The organism is Streptomyces griseofuscus (assembly GCF_014673495.1).
Taxonomy (GTDB): domain Bacteria; phylum Actinomycetota; class Actinomycetes; order Streptomycetales; family Streptomycetaceae; genus Streptomyces; species Streptomyces murinus.
Map to the genome: position 1 here is coordinate 5,976,539 of NZ_CP051006.1, position 13,718 is coordinate 5,990,256.

The following is a 13,718-nucleotide window of genomic DNA, read 5'->3' on the forward strand; positions in this document are numbered from 1 at the left end:
GAGCCCCCAACTGAACGCCGCGCCCGCCGACCAGATCCGACTCCTCGACGTCCAGGCCCTCGACGTCCGCCTCCAGCAGCTCGCGCACAAGCGGAGGTCGCTGCCCGAGCACGCCGAGATCGAGACGCTGAACAAGGACCTCACCCAGCTGCGCGACCTGCTCGTGGCCGCGCAGACCGAGGAGAGCGACTGCGCCCGCGAGCAGACCAAGGCCGAGCAGGACGTCGACCAGGTGCGCCAGCGCGCCACCCGCGACCAGCAGCGCCTGGACTCCGGCGCGGTCACCTCGCCGAAGGACCTGGCCAACCTCCAGCACGAGATCGTCTCGCTCGCCAAACGGCAGGGTGACCTGGAGGACGTCGTCCTGGAGGTCATGGAGCGCCGCGAGTCCGCGCAGGAGCGGGTGAACGAGCTGACCGAGCGGGTCGCCTCCGTCCAGTCGAAGATCGACGACGCGACCGGCCGCCGGGACGCCGCGTTCGAGGAGATCGACCGCGAGGCCGCGTCCGTCACCAAGGAGCGCGAGGTCGTGGCGGGTTCCGTCCCGGCGGACCTGCTCAAGCTGTACGACAAGCTGCGCGCGCAGCAGGGCGGCATCGGCGCGGCCAAGCTGTACGCCCGCACCTGCCAGGGCTGCCGCCAGGAGCTGGCCATCACCGAGCTGAACGAGGTCCGCTCGGCCGCCCCCGACACCGTGGTGCGCTGCGAGAACTGCCGCCGGATCCTGGTGCGTACGGCCGAGTCCGGGCTGTAGGGGGCTCACGGCGTGCGGGAGTTCATCGTCGAGGCGGACGGCGGTTCCCGGGGCAACCCGGGCCCCGCGGGCTACGGCGCGGTGGTCTGCGACGCGGCGACGGGCCAGACGCTGCTGGAGGCGGCCGAGTACATCGGCGTCGCCACCAACAATGTCGCCGAGTACCGGGGCCTGCTGGCCGGTCTGCGCGCCGCCCACACCCTGGACCCCGCCGCCACCGTCCATGTCCGCATGGACTCCAAGCTGGTCATCGAGCAGATGTCCGGCCGCTGGAAGATCAAGCACCCCTCGATGAAGCCCCTGGCGACTCAGGCCCGAGGGATCTTCCCCCCGGACCGGGTGACGTACGAGTGGATCCCCCGCGCCGAGAACAAACACGCCGACCGCCTGGCGAACGAGGCGATGGACGCGGGGGCGCGGGGGGAGCAGTGGAGCCCGGGGGACTCGGTGGCGGACATGGACGTAGCCGCGGGCAGCAGTGCCGCCGCGAGCACGCCTGCCGTCGTAGCCGCGGGCCATCAGGACGCACCCGGCACCACCACGCGGGGCTGGACCTCGGCCCCCGACCTCGGCGCACCCGCCACCCTCGTCCTCCTCCGCCACGGTGAAACCCCCCTGACCCCCCAGAAGCGCTTCTCGGGCAGCGGCGGCACCGACCCGGCCCTCTCCGCCGCCGGCCGCGACCAGGCCCACCGTGTGGCCGACGCCCTGGCGAGACGCGGCACCGTCCAGACCGTCCTCGCCTCCCCCCTCACCCGCACCCGCGAGACCGCCGAGATCGTCGCCGCCCGCCTGGGCCTGGACCTCGTCGTCGAGGACGGCCTGCGCGAAACGGACTTCGGCGCCTGGGAGGGCCTGACCTTCGGCGAGGTCCGCGACCGCTACCCGGACGACCTGAACGCCTGGCTCGCCGACCCCGCCGCCCGCCCCACCGGCGGCGGCGAGAGCTTCGCCGAGGTCGCCGCCCGGATCGCCGTCACGAAGGACGAGCTGGTCACCGCGCACGCGGGCCGCACCGTCCTGCTCGTCACCCATGTGACGCCGATCAAGACGCTCGTCCGGCTCGCCCTCGGCGCCCCGCCGGAGTCCCTGTTCCGCATGGAACTCTCGGCCGCCTCGCTCTCCGCGGTGGCGTACTACGCCGACGGCAACGCGAGCGTCCGCCTCTTCAACGACACCTCACACCTGCGCTGACGCCGGCCCGCGCAGCCCGGCCGCCGCCCGCGCGAGCGCTTCGATCCGCGCCCAGTCCCCGGCCGCCACGGCGTCCGCCGGCACCATCCAACTCCCGCCCACACAGCCGACGTTGGGCAGCGCCAGATACTCCGCCGCGTTCCCGGGCCCGATCCCGCCGGTCGGACAGAACCGCGCCTGCGGCAACGGCCCGGCCAGCGACCGCAGATACGCCGTACCCCCCGCGGCCTGGGCCGGGAAGAACTTCATCTCCCGCACCCCGTGCTCCAGCAGCGCCACGACCTCCGAAGCGGTCGACACCCCCGGCAGGAACGGCACCCCGCACCCCCGCATCGCCGCCAGCAGCCCCTCCGTCCACCCGGGACTGACGAGAAACCGCGCCCCGGCCGCGACAGCCGCCGCCACCTGCCCCGGCGTGATCACCGTCCCCGCCCCGACCACGGCCTCGGGCACCTCCTCGGCGATCGCCCGGATCGCCTCCAACGCGGCAGGCGTACGAAGCGTCACCTCGACCCCCCGCAACCCTCCACCCACAAGCGCCCGCGCGACCGGCACGGCATCGGACACCTCCGCGATGACGACCACCGGCACCACGGCCGCGAGATCAAGCACGGAGTCCACCTGCGACGACAACGGCAACGGCATGCCCTCATCGTCCCGACCGGTCACACTCCCCGCAATCACCGTTGCACCCAGTGCAACGCCCCCTTAGTGGACCTCCTCCACCAACACATCCAGCCCCCACGCCTTCCCCGCCCGCGCCGGGGCCTGGGCTTCCACCTCGTAGCCCAATTCCCTTAGCGCGTCGACCAGTTCGGCGGGGTCGCGAGGTGTGCGGCCGGTCGAGAGGAGGGAGCGGACGAGGCGGCCCTTGGTGGCCTTGTTGAAGTGGCTGACGACCTTGCGGGTCGGTGCGTGCAGGACCCGTACCGTCGCCGTACGGCCCGCGATCTCGCCCTTCGGCTTCCATGCCGCCGCGTACGCCGCCGAGCGCAGATCCAGCACCAGACCGTCCCCGGCCGCCTCCGGCAGCACCTCGGCCATCGGGGCCCGCCAGTGCGCGGCCGGCGCGCCGAGCCCGGGCAGCTTGATCCCCATCGAGCAGCGGTAGGAGGGGATGCGGTCGGTCACCCGCACCGCGCCCCACAGCCCGGAGAAGACCAGCAGCGAGCGCGCCGCCCGCCGCTTCGCCGCCGCGTCCAGGGAGGCGAGGTCCAGGGCGTCGTACAGGACACCGGTGTAGATCTCCCCGGCGGGGCGCGTGCCGGCCGTGCGCAGGGCCGCGTTCTTGGCGACCTCGCCGCGCAGCCCCTCACTGAGCCCCAGCACCTCGCGCGCCTTCTCCTCGTCGCCCGCGCACAGCTCGACCAGCTCCCCGAGCACGGCCTCGCGCGCGCCGGTCAGCCCCGGCAGGGACAGCGACTCCAGCCGCAGCGGGGCACCCTTGCCCGAGTCGGCCTTACCTTCCGAGGGCGGCAGCAGGACCAGCAACACGTACTCCTTCTCTTGCGCTCAGGCGCCAGCGTACGGGGTGCTGCCCGGGCCCCCGCGCCCTACGCTCGACTCATGCTCAGCCGCAGGATCCGCGTGACCGGCGCCCCCGAGGCACCCCTGAGGGCCGCGCTCGCCGCCCTGCGCGCCCGCCTGGGCGTCCCGGAGGGGTTCCCGCCGGAGGTGGGGGAGGAGGCCGAGCGCGCGGCGAAGAGCCCGCCGCCACCGTCGTACGACGCGACGGACCTCCCCTTCTTCACCCTCGACCCGCCCGGCTCCCCGGACCTCGACCAGGCGACGCATCTGTCCCGGCGGGGGACCGGCTACCGGGTGCGGTACGCCATCGCCGACGTCGCCGCCTTCGTCGCCCCCGGTGGAGCGCTGGACGCGGAGGCGCAGCGGCGGGTGAACACCCTGTACTTCCCCGACGAGCGGGTCCCGCTGCACCCCGCGGTGCTCAGCGAGGGCGCGGCCAGTCTGCTGCCCGGGCGGACCCGGCCCGCCGTGCTGTGGACGATCGACCTGGACGCGGAGGGGCGGGCGCTCGCGGTCGAGGTGCGCCGGGCCCTGGTGCGCAGCCGCGCCCGGCTCGACTACGCGGGCGTCCAGCGGGCCATCGACACGGGGACGGCGGAGGAGCCGGTCGCGCTGCTCAGGGAGATCGGCCGGGCGCGGGAGCGGCAGGAGGCCGCGCGCGGAGGCATCTCGCTGACGGTGCCCGAGCAGGAGATCACGGAACGGGACCACACCTACGCGCTGTCGTACCGCGCCCCGCTGCCCGCCGAGGCGTGGAACGCCCAGCTGTCCCTGCTCACCGGCATGGCCGCCGCGGATCTGATGCTCGCGCGGGGCACCGGCATCCTGCGCACGCTGCCGCCCGCCCCGGACGGGGCGGTGGCCCGGCTGCGCCGTACCGCGCGGGCCCTCGGCATCGACTGGCCGCACCACGTGCCGTACGCGGCCGTGATCAGCGCCCTCGACCCGCGGGTGCCGCACCACGCGGCGTTCCTCCAGGAGTGCACCACGCTGCTGCGCGGCGCGGGCTACACGGTCTTCCGGGACGGCGCGCTCCCGGCGATCACCACCCATGCCGCGATGGCCGCCCCTTACACCCACTGCACCGCCCCCCTACGGCGCCTCGCCGACCGCTACGCCCTGGAACTCTCCCTGTCCGCCGCCTCGAACGACCCACCGCCCGACTGGGTCCTCGCCGCCCTCGACGCCCTGCCGCACCGGATGGCCGACGGCGCGCAGCGCGCGAGCACGGTCGAGCACGAGTCCATCGACATCGTCGCCGCGGCCCTGCTCAAGGACCGCGTCGGGGAGACCTTCGACGCCTGCGTGGTCGACCTGGACGACCACCGCGCGGGCGTCGGAACCGTACAGCTGGCCTCACCGGCCGTCCTCGGCCGCGTCGAGGGCCCCGACCTCCCCCTGGGTGACCCCCTACGGGTCCGCCTCGTCAAGGCGTCCCCTGACTCCTCCGGATCCCCCGGCACGGCCAAACCCCTGTTCATCCCCGCGTGAGCGCCCTCGCGCCGGCCCCGGACCCTCCGACCCAGCGCTCCAGAGCCGCGACGAGTGCCTCCTGGTCCTGCTTCTCCTCCCCGTCCGTGTCGGCGGCCCAGGCCACGAAGCCGTCCGGGCGGACCAGGAGGGCCTTGCGGGTGGGCCTGGTCGGGCAGGTGGTGGTGAGGAGGGTCAGGCGGTCGGCGTAGGGGGCGGTCAGGGTGTCCGGGGCGGGGGAGCCGGTGAGGCCGAGGAGGAGGGGGCGCCCGCTGTGCAGGTGCTCGCCCAGGCGGGTGCCGTCGGAGAGCGGCGGGTCGGGGGCGCTCGGACGTCTCCGCCATGACGGTCTTCAACTACGGCGCGTCGTCATCGGCTCCCCGGCCCTGCGCGCCCGCGCCCGCGAGGGCGTCGAGGAGGTGGAGACCGCGCTCGCGGCGGCCCTCGCCGACACCGGCACGCCCGACCCTGACCTCCTCGCGGCCCTCGTCGTCGCCGCGTACCGCACGGTCTTCGTCGGCACGCCCGCCGGCTCCTCGCCGGTGACCCGGCGGCAGAGGTCGCCGAGGACCACCGGGCCCGCCTGGAGACGGCGTTCACCGCGCTGGAGCGGACCGGGCCCGGCCGACGACCCTCCGACTGACCTGCGCGGAAGGAAGCGGGGACCGGTGGGCGTTCCAACGGCGGGCGAGGTGATCGCCGTACGACGAGGGGGCGTCCATGACCGAAGCAGTGATCGCATCCGGGCCCGAACGGGCCCAGTGGCGACGGGCCAGACTCGGCCACGAGGGACCGCCCCTCGACCTGCTCACCGCGAGCTTCCAGCGGCACACCTACGCCCCGCACGCCCACGACGAGTACACGATCGGCGTCTGCGTCGGCGGTTACGAGGTGATCGACTACCGGGGCGGCCACATACGCACCGGAGCCGGAACCATCGTCGTGCTGGACCCCGGTGAGATGCACACCGGCGGCCCCGGCAACGCCACCGACGGATACGCCTACCGCGCGCTGTACGCCGAGCCGTCCCTGCTGGGGGAGGGCACCGCCGGGGGCGCCCCGCACTTTCCCGAACCCCTGCTGGACGACCCCGAGCTGGCCCTGGCGCTGGCCCGCGCGCACGCCGAACTCAGCGCCTGCCCCGACCCGTTGGAGGCCGAGTCCCGGCTGCCCTGGCTGCTCACCGCGCTCGCCCGGCGGCACTCCTCGGCCCGGCCGGTGCCCGACCGCGTACCCGGCGCCGCCGGCATCGCGCGAACGGTCCGCGACCGGCTCGCCGACGAGCTGACCGCCCCGCCGACGCTCGCCTCGCTCGCCGCCGACCTGGGACTTTCCCGCTACCAGCTGCTGCGGGCCTTCCGTACGGCGACGGGCATACCGCCGTACGCCTGGCTCGCCCAGTACCGGGTGGGCAGGGCGCGGGTGCTGCTGGAGGCGGGGCTGCGGCCGGCGGAGGTGGCGGGGCTGGTCGGTTTCGCGGACCAGGCGCATCTGACCCGCTGGTTCCGCAGGGTGCTCGGGGTGACCCCGGCGGTATACCGCAACAGCGTTCAAGACACCCGCTGAGCAAGTGGCCGAGACTCGCCGCATGACTGCACGTGGCTGGTTCCTGTTCTCCCTGATGGGAGTGGTCTGGGGCATCCCCTATCTGCTGATCAAGGTCGCGGTGGCCGAGGTGTCGCCGCCCGTCCTGGTGTTCACCCGCTGTGCGCTGGGCGCGGCCCTGCTGCTGCCGTTCGCGCTGCGCCAGGGCGGCCTGCCCCGCACCGTCCGCACCCACTGGCGCCCCATGCTGGCCTTCGCGGTCCTGGAGATCGTCGTTCCCTGGTTCACCCTGACCGACGCCGAACGGCATCTGTCCAGCTCCACATCGGGCCTGCTGATCGCGGGGGTGCCGATCGTGGGCCTCATCGCGGCCCGCTTCCTCGGCAGCACGGAGCACTTCGGTCCCCGGCGGCTGGTCGGCCTCACCCTGGGCCTCGCCGGGGTCACGGTCCTGGCCCTGCCCCATCTCACCGGCGGCGACGCCCGCTCCCTCGCCGAGGTCCTGCTCACCGTCGTCGGCTACGCCACGGCACCCCTGATAGCCGCCCGGCACCTAGGGGATGTCCCCTCCCTGCACCTGACGGCCCCCTGCCTCACCCTGGCCGCCCTGGTCTACGCCCCCGCCGCCGTCCTCACCCACCCGACCACGCTCCCCTCCGCCCAGGCCCTGGCCGCCCTCGCCGCGCTGGGCGTGATCTGCACCGCCCTCGCCTTCGTGGCCTTCCTGGAACTGATCAAGGAGGCGGGCCCCACCCGCGCCACGGTCATCACCTACGTGAACCCGGCCGTGGCGGTCGCCGCGGGCGCGGCCTTCCTGCACGAGCCGCTGACCCTCACGGTGCTGCTGGCCTTCGCGTTCATCCTGGCGGGCTCGGTGCTGGCGACGGCGGCCGGTCCGCGGCGGCGCACACGACCGGTACCATGGTCGGCACGGCAGACGAGCCGGGCGGACGGCCGCGTGGAGTCCCCTTAGGGGGCTTCCCGAGGAACGTCCGGGCTCCACAGGGCAGGGTGATGGCTAACGGCCACCCGGGGTGACCCGCGGGACAGTGCCACAGAAAACAGACCGCCGGGGACCTCGGTCCCCGGTAAGGGTGAAACGGTGGTGTAAGAGACCACCAGTGCCCAGGGTGACCTGGGCAGCTAGGTAAACCCCACCCGGAGCAAGGTCAAAAGGAGCGCCGTGAAAAGCGCTCTGCGCGGACGTTCGAGGGCTGCCCGCCCGAGTCCGCGGGTAGACCGCACGAGGCCAACGGCAACGTTGGCCCTAGATGGATGGCCGTCGCTCCAGGGTCCGCGAGGACCCCGGAGAAACAGAACCCGGCGTACGGCCCGGCTCGTCTGCCGCCTACGTCTCCGACGAGGCCGACCCGATGAACCCCGCCCACGTCTCGCGTGACACGGTGAGCAGGGGCCCGGCGACGGCCTTGGAGTCCCGGATGTGAACGGTGGTCGTATCGGCTGCGACCTCTACGCACTGGCCGCCCTCGGTTCCGCTGTAGCTGCTCTTGAACCAGTCAAGGTCGGACGCAACGGTCGAGGGTTCAGCGTTGCTCATAGCTCGCCTCCGAGGCCAGCCCGATGAACCCGGCCCATGCTTCGCGTGACACGGTGAGCAGGGGTCCGGCGACGGCCTTGGAGTCCCGGATGTGCACGGTGGCTGTACCGGCCGCGACCTCCACACAGTCGCCGCCCTCGGTTCCGCTGTAGCTGCTCTTGAACCAGTCGAGGCCGGATGTGATGGTCGAGGGCTCAGCGTTGTTCACAGCGATCCCAGCACCCCTTCGATGAACTCGAGTGACTCTCCTGGGTCGAGAGCCTGTGATCGGATGGTCCCATAGCGTGCGCCAGCCACAACTGTTTGCTCAGGGTCGGTCTGCAATGAGCCGATCCCCTGCGCCTCGGAGTACGCGAACACCTGCCGTCCTGGCGTGTGACGACGGTGAACGGTCCGTTCACGCCCGCGTTGTCCTCGCGATCGACCGGCATGACCTGAATCTCGACGTTGCGCTTTTCGCCGATCAGCAGCAGGTGCTCCAACTGCCCCCGCAGCACGGCCTTGCCTCCGTACGGACGATGCAGGATCGACTCGTCGAGCACGAAGCTCAGGAAGGGAGCGGGGCGGCGATCGAAGATTTCCTGCCGGGCCAAGCGCGCGGCCACGCGCTGCTCGATGATCTCCTGTTCCAGAACCGGACGTCGCATCGCCAACAGCGCCCTCGTGTACCCCTCGGTCTGGAGCAGACCCTTGACCACCAGCGTGTCGTACGCGACCAGCTCCATGGCCTCCTTCTCCAACTGGGCCATCCCCTGGAAGAACACCGGATACTGAGCCCTCTCCACCTCCTCCTTCCACACGCTCAGCAGTCCGCCCGCGCCCAGCGCCTCGTCCGCCTTGTCGATCGTCTTCGGGGACGGGATCCTCCGCCCCTGCTCGAACGAGGCGACCGTGGACGCCGAGTAGCCGATGCGCCGTCCGCACTCCGCCCGGTCCAGCCCCGCTCGGAGCCGCAGGGTCTTCAGGGTCCGCCCGAAGGCCGCGACGACACCCGTCCCGGGACCCTCCGGCACCGACCCGGCCTCCGCCGTCGTATCCGCGTCTTCTGTCATTTCCACCACCGCCTCCCCCGGCCAACGCCCCACAGGGGAACGCCGTCACGCCGCACGCCTCGTACTCGTGGACACAACGCACGTACAACCGGCGGGCGTCAGTGCGTCACCACTCGTCACGCTACGCCACCGACGGCACCGTGATCAGCGTGACGACGAAACCCGCCAGCACCACTGGCACTCCCCAACTCACGACTTTCCAGATGCGGTTCACCTCCACCCCGCGCGGGGCCCGCCTCGCCCGCAGGCTGGCCGCCGTACGGCTGGACGAGTGGGGCATCCTGTACGGCACCGTGCCGCACGACGACATCGTGCTGATCGTCGCCGAGCTGTCCGCGAACGCCGTACGGCACGGCCGCGTACCCGGCCGGGACTTCCACTTCGGTCTCCACTTCACGCCCCTCTCCGGGACCGTCCGCGTCGAGACCACCGACACCCGGGGCGAACGCCTCCCCGCCGCTCCCGAGGGTGCCGATGCCGAAGAGGCCGGCCGCGGGCTGCTCCTCGTGTCCCACCTGGCGGCCCGCTGGGGCTGGTGTCCGCGCGCCGAGGGCCCGGGCAAGACGGTGTGGGCGGAGTACGCGATCCGGCCGGCCAACGCCCCGACAGGCAAGGGGCCTTCCGAGGGGGTCGCCGTAGAATGACCACGTCGGCGGGTCGTTGGTACCGCCGGTGACCGGGGGAGACACGACATGAGCACACGAGGGACGGGGCAGGGGCACCGGCAAGGCGCCGACCTGCATGTGTCGTCCGAGGACCTGACCAAACTGGCCAATGACCTCGACCACATGCAGAGCCATCTCGACCAACAGGTTCGCCGCATGGATGAGTTGGTCGACCGCGTCGAGGCCGGCTGGCGGGGGCCCGCGGCGACGGCGTACCGGGAGTTCCACCGCGCGGCGGCCGAGGACGCCGTGCGGATCCGGGAAGTGATGAAGGGCCTGGAGCAGGCGGTGCGGCTCAGCCGTGACGGCTTCAGCAGCGACGACCTGCACGTGCTGGAGCAGATGCGGCGCATCCATGTGGACATCGACAGCGAGGTCGACAAGCTGTCCACGCCGAACGCCTCGGCGGACGACGCGTCGAGGCGCCCGCACAGCAGCCTGGACGGCTTCTGACGCGCCTGTCCCACCACCGCGTGACCGACAACAAGGGGGAAACATGTCGACCGGTGCCGACGACGACCACATCACCGTCTCGTTCGCCACGCTCCACGAACTCGCCACGGACCTTGAGGACATCCTCAAGAAGCTCAACGGCGAACTCGGCGACCTGTACGACCGCGTCGAACCGGTCGTGCTGTCCTGGAAGGGCGAGGCCCGCGAGATCTTCGTCGAGAAGCTCGATGAATGGGACCGCTCCGCACAGGACTTGCAGGCGGCCCAGAAGTGGCTGCACGCGTACGTCACCACCGGCCACGCCAACTACGCGGCGGCCCACCGGGCGGTGCTGCGCGGCTGGGGAGCGGCCTGATGGGTACGCCGCCTCCGTCGGCGGGCGGGAACATTGACGTAAAGCCCTCCAACCTGCACTTCGTTGCGGGCTCCTTTGCTGGGCAGCAGACCCCCTTCGACAAGGCCGCCAAGGACTTGCTCACCCAGCTCCACACTTACCCAGACGCCGGCGGCTACGGGACCGCTGCCCAGAATTTCGCCAAGGCGTACGTCGAGGTCGGCAATCTTTACCTCGATGTATGGGCCAGATCCGTGGAGAGCATAGGCGGCGCTGCCGTCGGATTCGCCACTACTGCGAACAACTACTCGAAGGCCGAGGCGGCGAACGACGCGTCCGGGAAGACGAAGCCTCAGATCCAGGCGCCTCCGCAAGTCATCCACAAGGCACCGGACTACGGCTCGGTACCCGATCTGAAATGGGGCGACGACGACGGGGGCGACGACTTCATCCGCTCGCTGCTCGAGTACATACCCGACATCGTGTGGCACGTCATCCGCCCCTTGCTCAAAGACGCCTTCCGCTGGGGCAAGGTGGCCGATGTCTACCCCTTTCCGCAGCAGCACTACCTCAACTCCCTCTCCCAGGCGTGGGCGGATATGACCATCGCGCTCTCCACAGCGGAGAGCATGCTGACCGGCTACGTGAACGGCATCACGCAGCAGAGCAACAGTGAGTGGTACGACGCCATGCGCCAGTTCTGCAGCGCGCTATGGGGAACGACGGCCTGGGGTAAGAACAATCCAGATGGCTCCCCCTATCAGTGGGCGCATGACAAGGCGTCCAGCCCTACCGCGACGCACCCGGTCATGTCGGTGCTCTTCGACAGCGGTGAAAAGATCAGTGATCTCCTCCGGGAACTGGCGGAGGCTGCGGTCGATCTCAACCACAAGGTCTGGAACATTTATTTCGCTGCGGTGAAACAGGCAGTCAAGAGCATCGATTTCAGCGACGGATTCGACATGGACGACGTCAAAGCAGGAGTCAAAACTGTCGGTCGGCTTCTTGGCGGCCTACTGGAGAAGGGTGCGGAAGTCGGAGCCGAGATCACTCTCAACATCGACACCGGCGCTCTGAACGCCGCAGTGGATCACTACACCACGCGAGTCAACGCTCTCACGCCAAAATTCCATGCGCTGAAACCGTACTTGGATGAAGCGAAACTCAGTGCTCCGAGGTACCACGCGGAGGAGGCGCGAGCCGAGGCATTCGGTATGCGCGCGCTCAACGATTTCAAGCACGATCGGCAATGGGGGAACAAGGAAGACGCCGACAACGGAATCTACAAGGTCGACCTCGCGAGCGATGAATGGCTGGGGGGAGGACACACACTGGACAAGCATGTCGGCAAGAGCGATGCGCAGCTGGCGCAGCGCCTGCGCGACCAGGGCGACCCTCCGACTCCTGCGTGGCCCTACGGCAAACCCAAGGTCGGTGCTGCCTCCACCTTCACCACGACCGAACAAGCGCAGAAGCTGACCCAGTACAATGTCGATCTGAATTCAGCCGCTATCAAAGAATGGCTGGGACGTCCGCCGCAGGCGGCTAACGGCGATCTGAAACTGCCTCTCGACTGCACTGCTCCGAACGGCGAGGACAGCGGGCGGAGTGTCACCAAGCAGCCGAACAACGTGAACGGAGAAGGTTTTAAGAACAAGGGGTTGGATGCTCGGGCGATTCCAGTCAAGAATGTGCGGACCGTCCTCAAGTACGACCCCTCGCTCACTCCGCCGTTCGTTGTTCTGACGTCCATGCCGACTCTCTGATTCCCACACCACTCAGGAGTAGCGATTACCAGCGTTTGGTACCCCGATTCGATGACATGGGCGGACATGGATCCGGCCACGCATCCGTTCGATCCCGGTCGAGCTCTCGCCGTAGTACGCGAAGTGGTGTCCTCGTCCGACCCGGCGACGGGTAGACCACGAGGGCTGGCGTCGTCCCATTCGGTGGCCCGTGGCTTGGCCGAACGTTATGGACCCTGGGCTTTCGGCTGGTACGGGAACGTGGATCAGAACCCCGACGCGGGCGCCCTCATCAGGAAGCCTCTCGGTGACTCCGCCGATGACCTGGATGCTCAAGTACAGAGGTATACAGCGGTTTTGCTGGAGTGGCGTTCATGGCTGGAGGAACTGGCCGCGCTCTTCGCCGAGTCCGCTCCCGACGTCGATGCCGACGAGGAAGAAAGGCGACGCTCCCGCGAGCGCGGCGTGGCCCCCGTGGTGGCTCTCGTGGTGGAGCGTACCGACGCGGGTGAGCTCTGGCGTGCCGCGTGTGCGCGGGCACTGACCTGGTACCTCGAATCGACGGGCGTGGCCGCCGAGGACGCGGAGGAGCTGGCGGACGACGTCGTCGACGGAGAGTTCGAGAGCTGGGTCGCGCCGGACGCCGAGGCGCTGGGAAAGGCGCGCGACATCATCGGTGAGCATGGTGCGTGATGACCTGCGGACCTGGCTTCGCGTCCGTCAGGAGGTGGATTGGGGCGACGTCCGGGAGGTGACCGGTCCGATCCGTGGGCGCCGCGACGGAATCCTGGCCGCCGCCGCGCTGCGGGACAAGCCGGGGGAGACCACGAGAGGCGACGGCCTGCGGGCCGCCTGGCGGCAGGCGCGCACTGACGCGGCGGCCGGAGAGGCCCTCGGGTTCCGCCTGCTTCAGGAGTGGCAGAAGCTCGTACTGGGCCTGCCCGAGGTCCCTTTCCGCACGCTGCCCGCCTTTGCCAAGGAGGGACGGGAACGGTACGGCCTCAGCGCCGAGACACCCCTGCTTTTCGATGCCTGTCTGGCCGAGAGCGGCACCCCGCACCTTTCCCTGACCGCACGCGCCGCCCGCCTGTATCTCGACGTCTGCTTCTTCCACCCGTTTGACGACGGCAATGGCCGCGCCGCCCTGCTGGCACTGGGCTTCGTACTGGCACGAGAACAGATCCTGCTGGACGAAGTGGGCCCCATCCAGATCCGCAGGTACGCGGACGATCCCGTTGGTGCGCTCTCGCTGGCCCGGATCGTTCGCGCCTTGGCTGTGGCAACTGAGCGGCGCGGGCAACTTTCCGTCGGCCGCCCAGCTATGACGGAAGCAAGGCGGGCCTGCCGGGCTGCGCGCCGGGATGTTTCGACCCGGAGGCGATCTCCCGAACTCATGAACGAATTTATAGCGGAATGGTGAA

General features: G+C 70.6%; 15 protein-coding genes, 1 other RNA gene and 2 pseudogenes. 12 read left to right on the top strand and 6 right to left on the bottom strand.

What is annotated here, in order from left to right; all coding sequences use genetic code 11:
* Nucleotides 1-10 precede the first annotated feature (10 nt).
* Entirely contained in the window at nucleotides 11-754 is a 744-nt protein-coding gene (locus tag HEP81_RS27100; RefSeq protein ID WP_078967394.1) for a zinc ribbon domain-containing protein, read from the top strand.
* 12 nt (nucleotides 755-766) lie between these two features.
* Complete coding sequence (locus HEP81_RS27105) at nucleotides 767-1,948, top strand: bifunctional RNase H/acid phosphatase (RefSeq protein WP_037656263.1); 1,182 nt, start codon at nucleotides 767-769, stop codon at nucleotides 1,946-1,948.
* Here the strand turns inward: HEP81_RS27105 and eda are convergent.
* A complete protein-coding gene (gene eda / locus HEP81_RS27110) occupies nucleotides 1,934-2,593 on the bottom strand; it encodes a bifunctional 4-hydroxy-2-oxoglutarate aldolase/2-dehydro-3-deoxy-phosphogluconate aldolase (protein ID WP_037656397.1) in 660 nt (219 codons plus the stop codon). The genes HEP81_RS27105 and eda overlap by 15 nt on opposite strands.
* Before the next feature lie 63 nt (nucleotides 2,594-2,656).
* Nucleotides 2,657-3,439 (bottom strand): peroxide stress protein YaaA, encoded by a 783-nt coding sequence (yaaA, locus tag HEP81_RS27115; protein WP_037656264.1) that lies wholly within the window; start codon nucleotides 3,437-3,439, stop codon nucleotides 2,657-2,659.
* 75 nt (nucleotides 3,440-3,514) lie between these two features.
* Between yaaA and HEP81_RS27120 the strand changes: the two genes are divergently transcribed.
* Complete coding sequence (locus HEP81_RS27120) at nucleotides 3,515-4,966, top strand: RNB domain-containing ribonuclease (RefSeq protein ID WP_037656266.1); 1,452 nt, start codon at nucleotides 3,515-3,517, stop codon at nucleotides 4,964-4,966.
* Here HEP81_RS27120 and HEP81_RS42390 read toward each other — a convergent pair.
* Complete coding sequence (locus HEP81_RS42390) at nucleotides 4,953-5,237, bottom strand: aromatic-ring hydroxylase C-terminal domain-containing protein (protein ID WP_387904015.1); 285 nt, start codon at nucleotides 5,235-5,237, stop codon at nucleotides 4,953-4,955. The genes HEP81_RS27120 and HEP81_RS42390 overlap by 14 nt on opposite strands.
* Before the next feature lie 428 nt (nucleotides 5,238-5,665).
* Between HEP81_RS42390 and HEP81_RS27125 the strand changes: the two genes are divergently transcribed.
* The 3 genes and pseudogenes from HEP81_RS27125 to rnpB all read left to right on the top strand — a co-directional run bounded on the left by HEP81_RS27125 (nucleotide 5,666) and on the right by rnpB (nucleotide 7,834).
* Entirely contained in the window at nucleotides 5,666-6,511 is an 846-nt protein-coding gene (locus tag HEP81_RS27125; protein ID WP_037656270.1) for an AraC family transcriptional regulator, read from the top strand.
* Between the two features lie 55 nt (nucleotides 6,512-6,566).
* Nucleotides 6,567-7,313, top strand: a pseudogene (locus HEP81_RS42715) (DMT family transporter); the annotation flags it as partial.
* A gap of 115 nt (nucleotides 7,314-7,428) precedes the next feature.
* An RNA gene (gene rnpB / locus HEP81_RS27140) (RNase P RNA component class A) lies at nucleotides 7,429-7,834 on the top strand.
* A gap of 4 nt (nucleotides 7,835-7,838) precedes the next feature.
* Here rnpB and HEP81_RS27145 read toward each other — a convergent pair.
* From HEP81_RS27145 to HEP81_RS27155, 3 genes and pseudogenes are all read right to left on the bottom strand, one after another.
* Complete coding sequence (locus HEP81_RS27145; protein WP_037656272.1) at nucleotides 7,839-8,048, bottom strand: DUF397 domain-containing protein; 210 nt, start codon at nucleotides 8,046-8,048, stop codon at nucleotides 7,839-7,841.
* Nucleotides 8,035-8,256, bottom strand: a complete 222-nt coding sequence (locus HEP81_RS27150) for a DUF397 domain-containing protein (RefSeq protein ID WP_037656275.1) — start codon at nucleotides 8,254-8,256, stop codon at nucleotides 8,035-8,037. Before HEP81_RS27150 ends, HEP81_RS27145 begins: the two co-directional genes overlap by 14 nt.
* Nucleotides 8,253-9,100: pseudogene (locus tag HEP81_RS27155) on the bottom strand (helix-turn-helix domain-containing protein). Before HEP81_RS27155 ends, HEP81_RS27150 begins: the two are co-directional and overlap by 4 nt.
* A gap of 149 nt (nucleotides 9,101-9,249) precedes the next feature.
* Here HEP81_RS27155 and HEP81_RS27160 point away from each other — a divergent pair.
* The 6 genes from HEP81_RS27160 (at nucleotide 9,250) to HEP81_RS27185 (ending at nucleotide 13,717) form a co-directional block, all read left to right on the top strand.
* The gene (locus HEP81_RS27160; protein WP_243279600.1) at nucleotides 9,250-9,744 is read left to right on the top strand and encodes an ATP-binding protein; all 495 of its coding nucleotides are present in this window, start codon (nucleotides 9,250-9,252) and stop codon (nucleotides 9,742-9,744) included.
* 48 nt (nucleotides 9,745-9,792) lie between these two features.
* Nucleotides 9,793-10,218, top strand: a complete 426-nt coding sequence (locus HEP81_RS27165; RefSeq protein ID WP_037656276.1) for a WXG100 family type VII secretion target — start codon at nucleotides 9,793-9,795, stop codon at nucleotides 10,216-10,218.
* Nucleotides 10,219-10,261: 43 nt separating this feature from the next.
* On the top strand, nucleotides 10,262-10,573 hold the full coding sequence (locus HEP81_RS27170; protein WP_037656278.1) for a WXG100 family type VII secretion target: 312 nt from the start codon (nucleotides 10,262-10,264) through the stop codon (nucleotides 10,571-10,573).
* Nucleotides 10,573-12,318 (top strand): RNase A-like domain-containing protein, encoded by a 1,746-nt coding sequence (locus tag HEP81_RS27175; protein ID WP_063755231.1) that lies wholly within the window; start codon nucleotides 10,573-10,575, stop codon nucleotides 12,316-12,318. The genes HEP81_RS27170 and HEP81_RS27175 overlap by 1 nt, the downstream gene beginning before the upstream one ends.
* Nucleotides 12,319-12,558: 240 nt before the next feature.
* Nucleotides 12,559-12,990: a hypothetical protein gene (locus HEP81_RS27180; RefSeq protein ID WP_154823374.1), complete on the top strand. Its 432-nt coding sequence runs from the start codon at nucleotides 12,559-12,561 to the stop codon at nucleotides 12,988-12,990.
* The gene (locus tag HEP81_RS27185) at nucleotides 12,980-13,717 is read left to right on the top strand and encodes a Fic family protein (protein WP_063755232.1); all 738 of its coding nucleotides are present in this window, start codon (nucleotides 12,980-12,982) and stop codon (nucleotides 13,715-13,717) included. The genes HEP81_RS27180 and HEP81_RS27185 overlap by 11 nt, the downstream gene beginning before the upstream one ends.
* Nucleotide 13,718 lies beyond the last annotated feature (1 nt).

Excerpts from the sequence above, each read along its gene's own strand:
- eda (WP_037656397.1), bottom strand. The coding sequence starts at position 2,593 with ATGCCGTTGCCGTTGTCGTCGCAGGTGGACTCCGTGCTTGATCTCGCG.
- HEP81_RS27120 (WP_037656266.1), top strand. The coding sequence starts at position 3,515 with ATGCTCAGCCGCAGGATCCGCGTGACCGGCGCCCCCGAGGCACCCCTG.
- HEP81_RS27125 (WP_037656270.1), top strand. The coding sequence starts at position 5,666 with ATGACCGAAGCAGTGATCGCATCCGGGCCCGAACGGGCCCAGTGGCGA.
- HEP81_RS27145 (WP_037656272.1), bottom strand. The coding sequence starts at position 8,048 with ATGAGCAACGCTGAACCCTCGACCGTTGCGTCCGACCTTGACTGGTTC.
- HEP81_RS27165 (WP_037656276.1), top strand. The coding sequence starts at position 9,793 with ATGAGCACACGAGGGACGGGGCAGGGGCACCGGCAAGGCGCCGACCTG.
- HEP81_RS27170 (WP_037656278.1), top strand. The coding sequence starts at position 10,262 with ATGTCGACCGGTGCCGACGACGACCACATCACCGTCTCGTTCGCCACG.
- HEP81_RS27175 (WP_063755231.1), top strand. The coding sequence starts at position 10,573 with ATGGGTACGCCGCCTCCGTCGGCGGGCGGGAACATTGACGTAAAGCCC.
- HEP81_RS27185 (WP_063755232.1), top strand. The coding sequence starts at position 12,980 with ATGGTGCGTGATGACCTGCGGACCTGGCTTCGCGTCCGTCAGGAGGTG.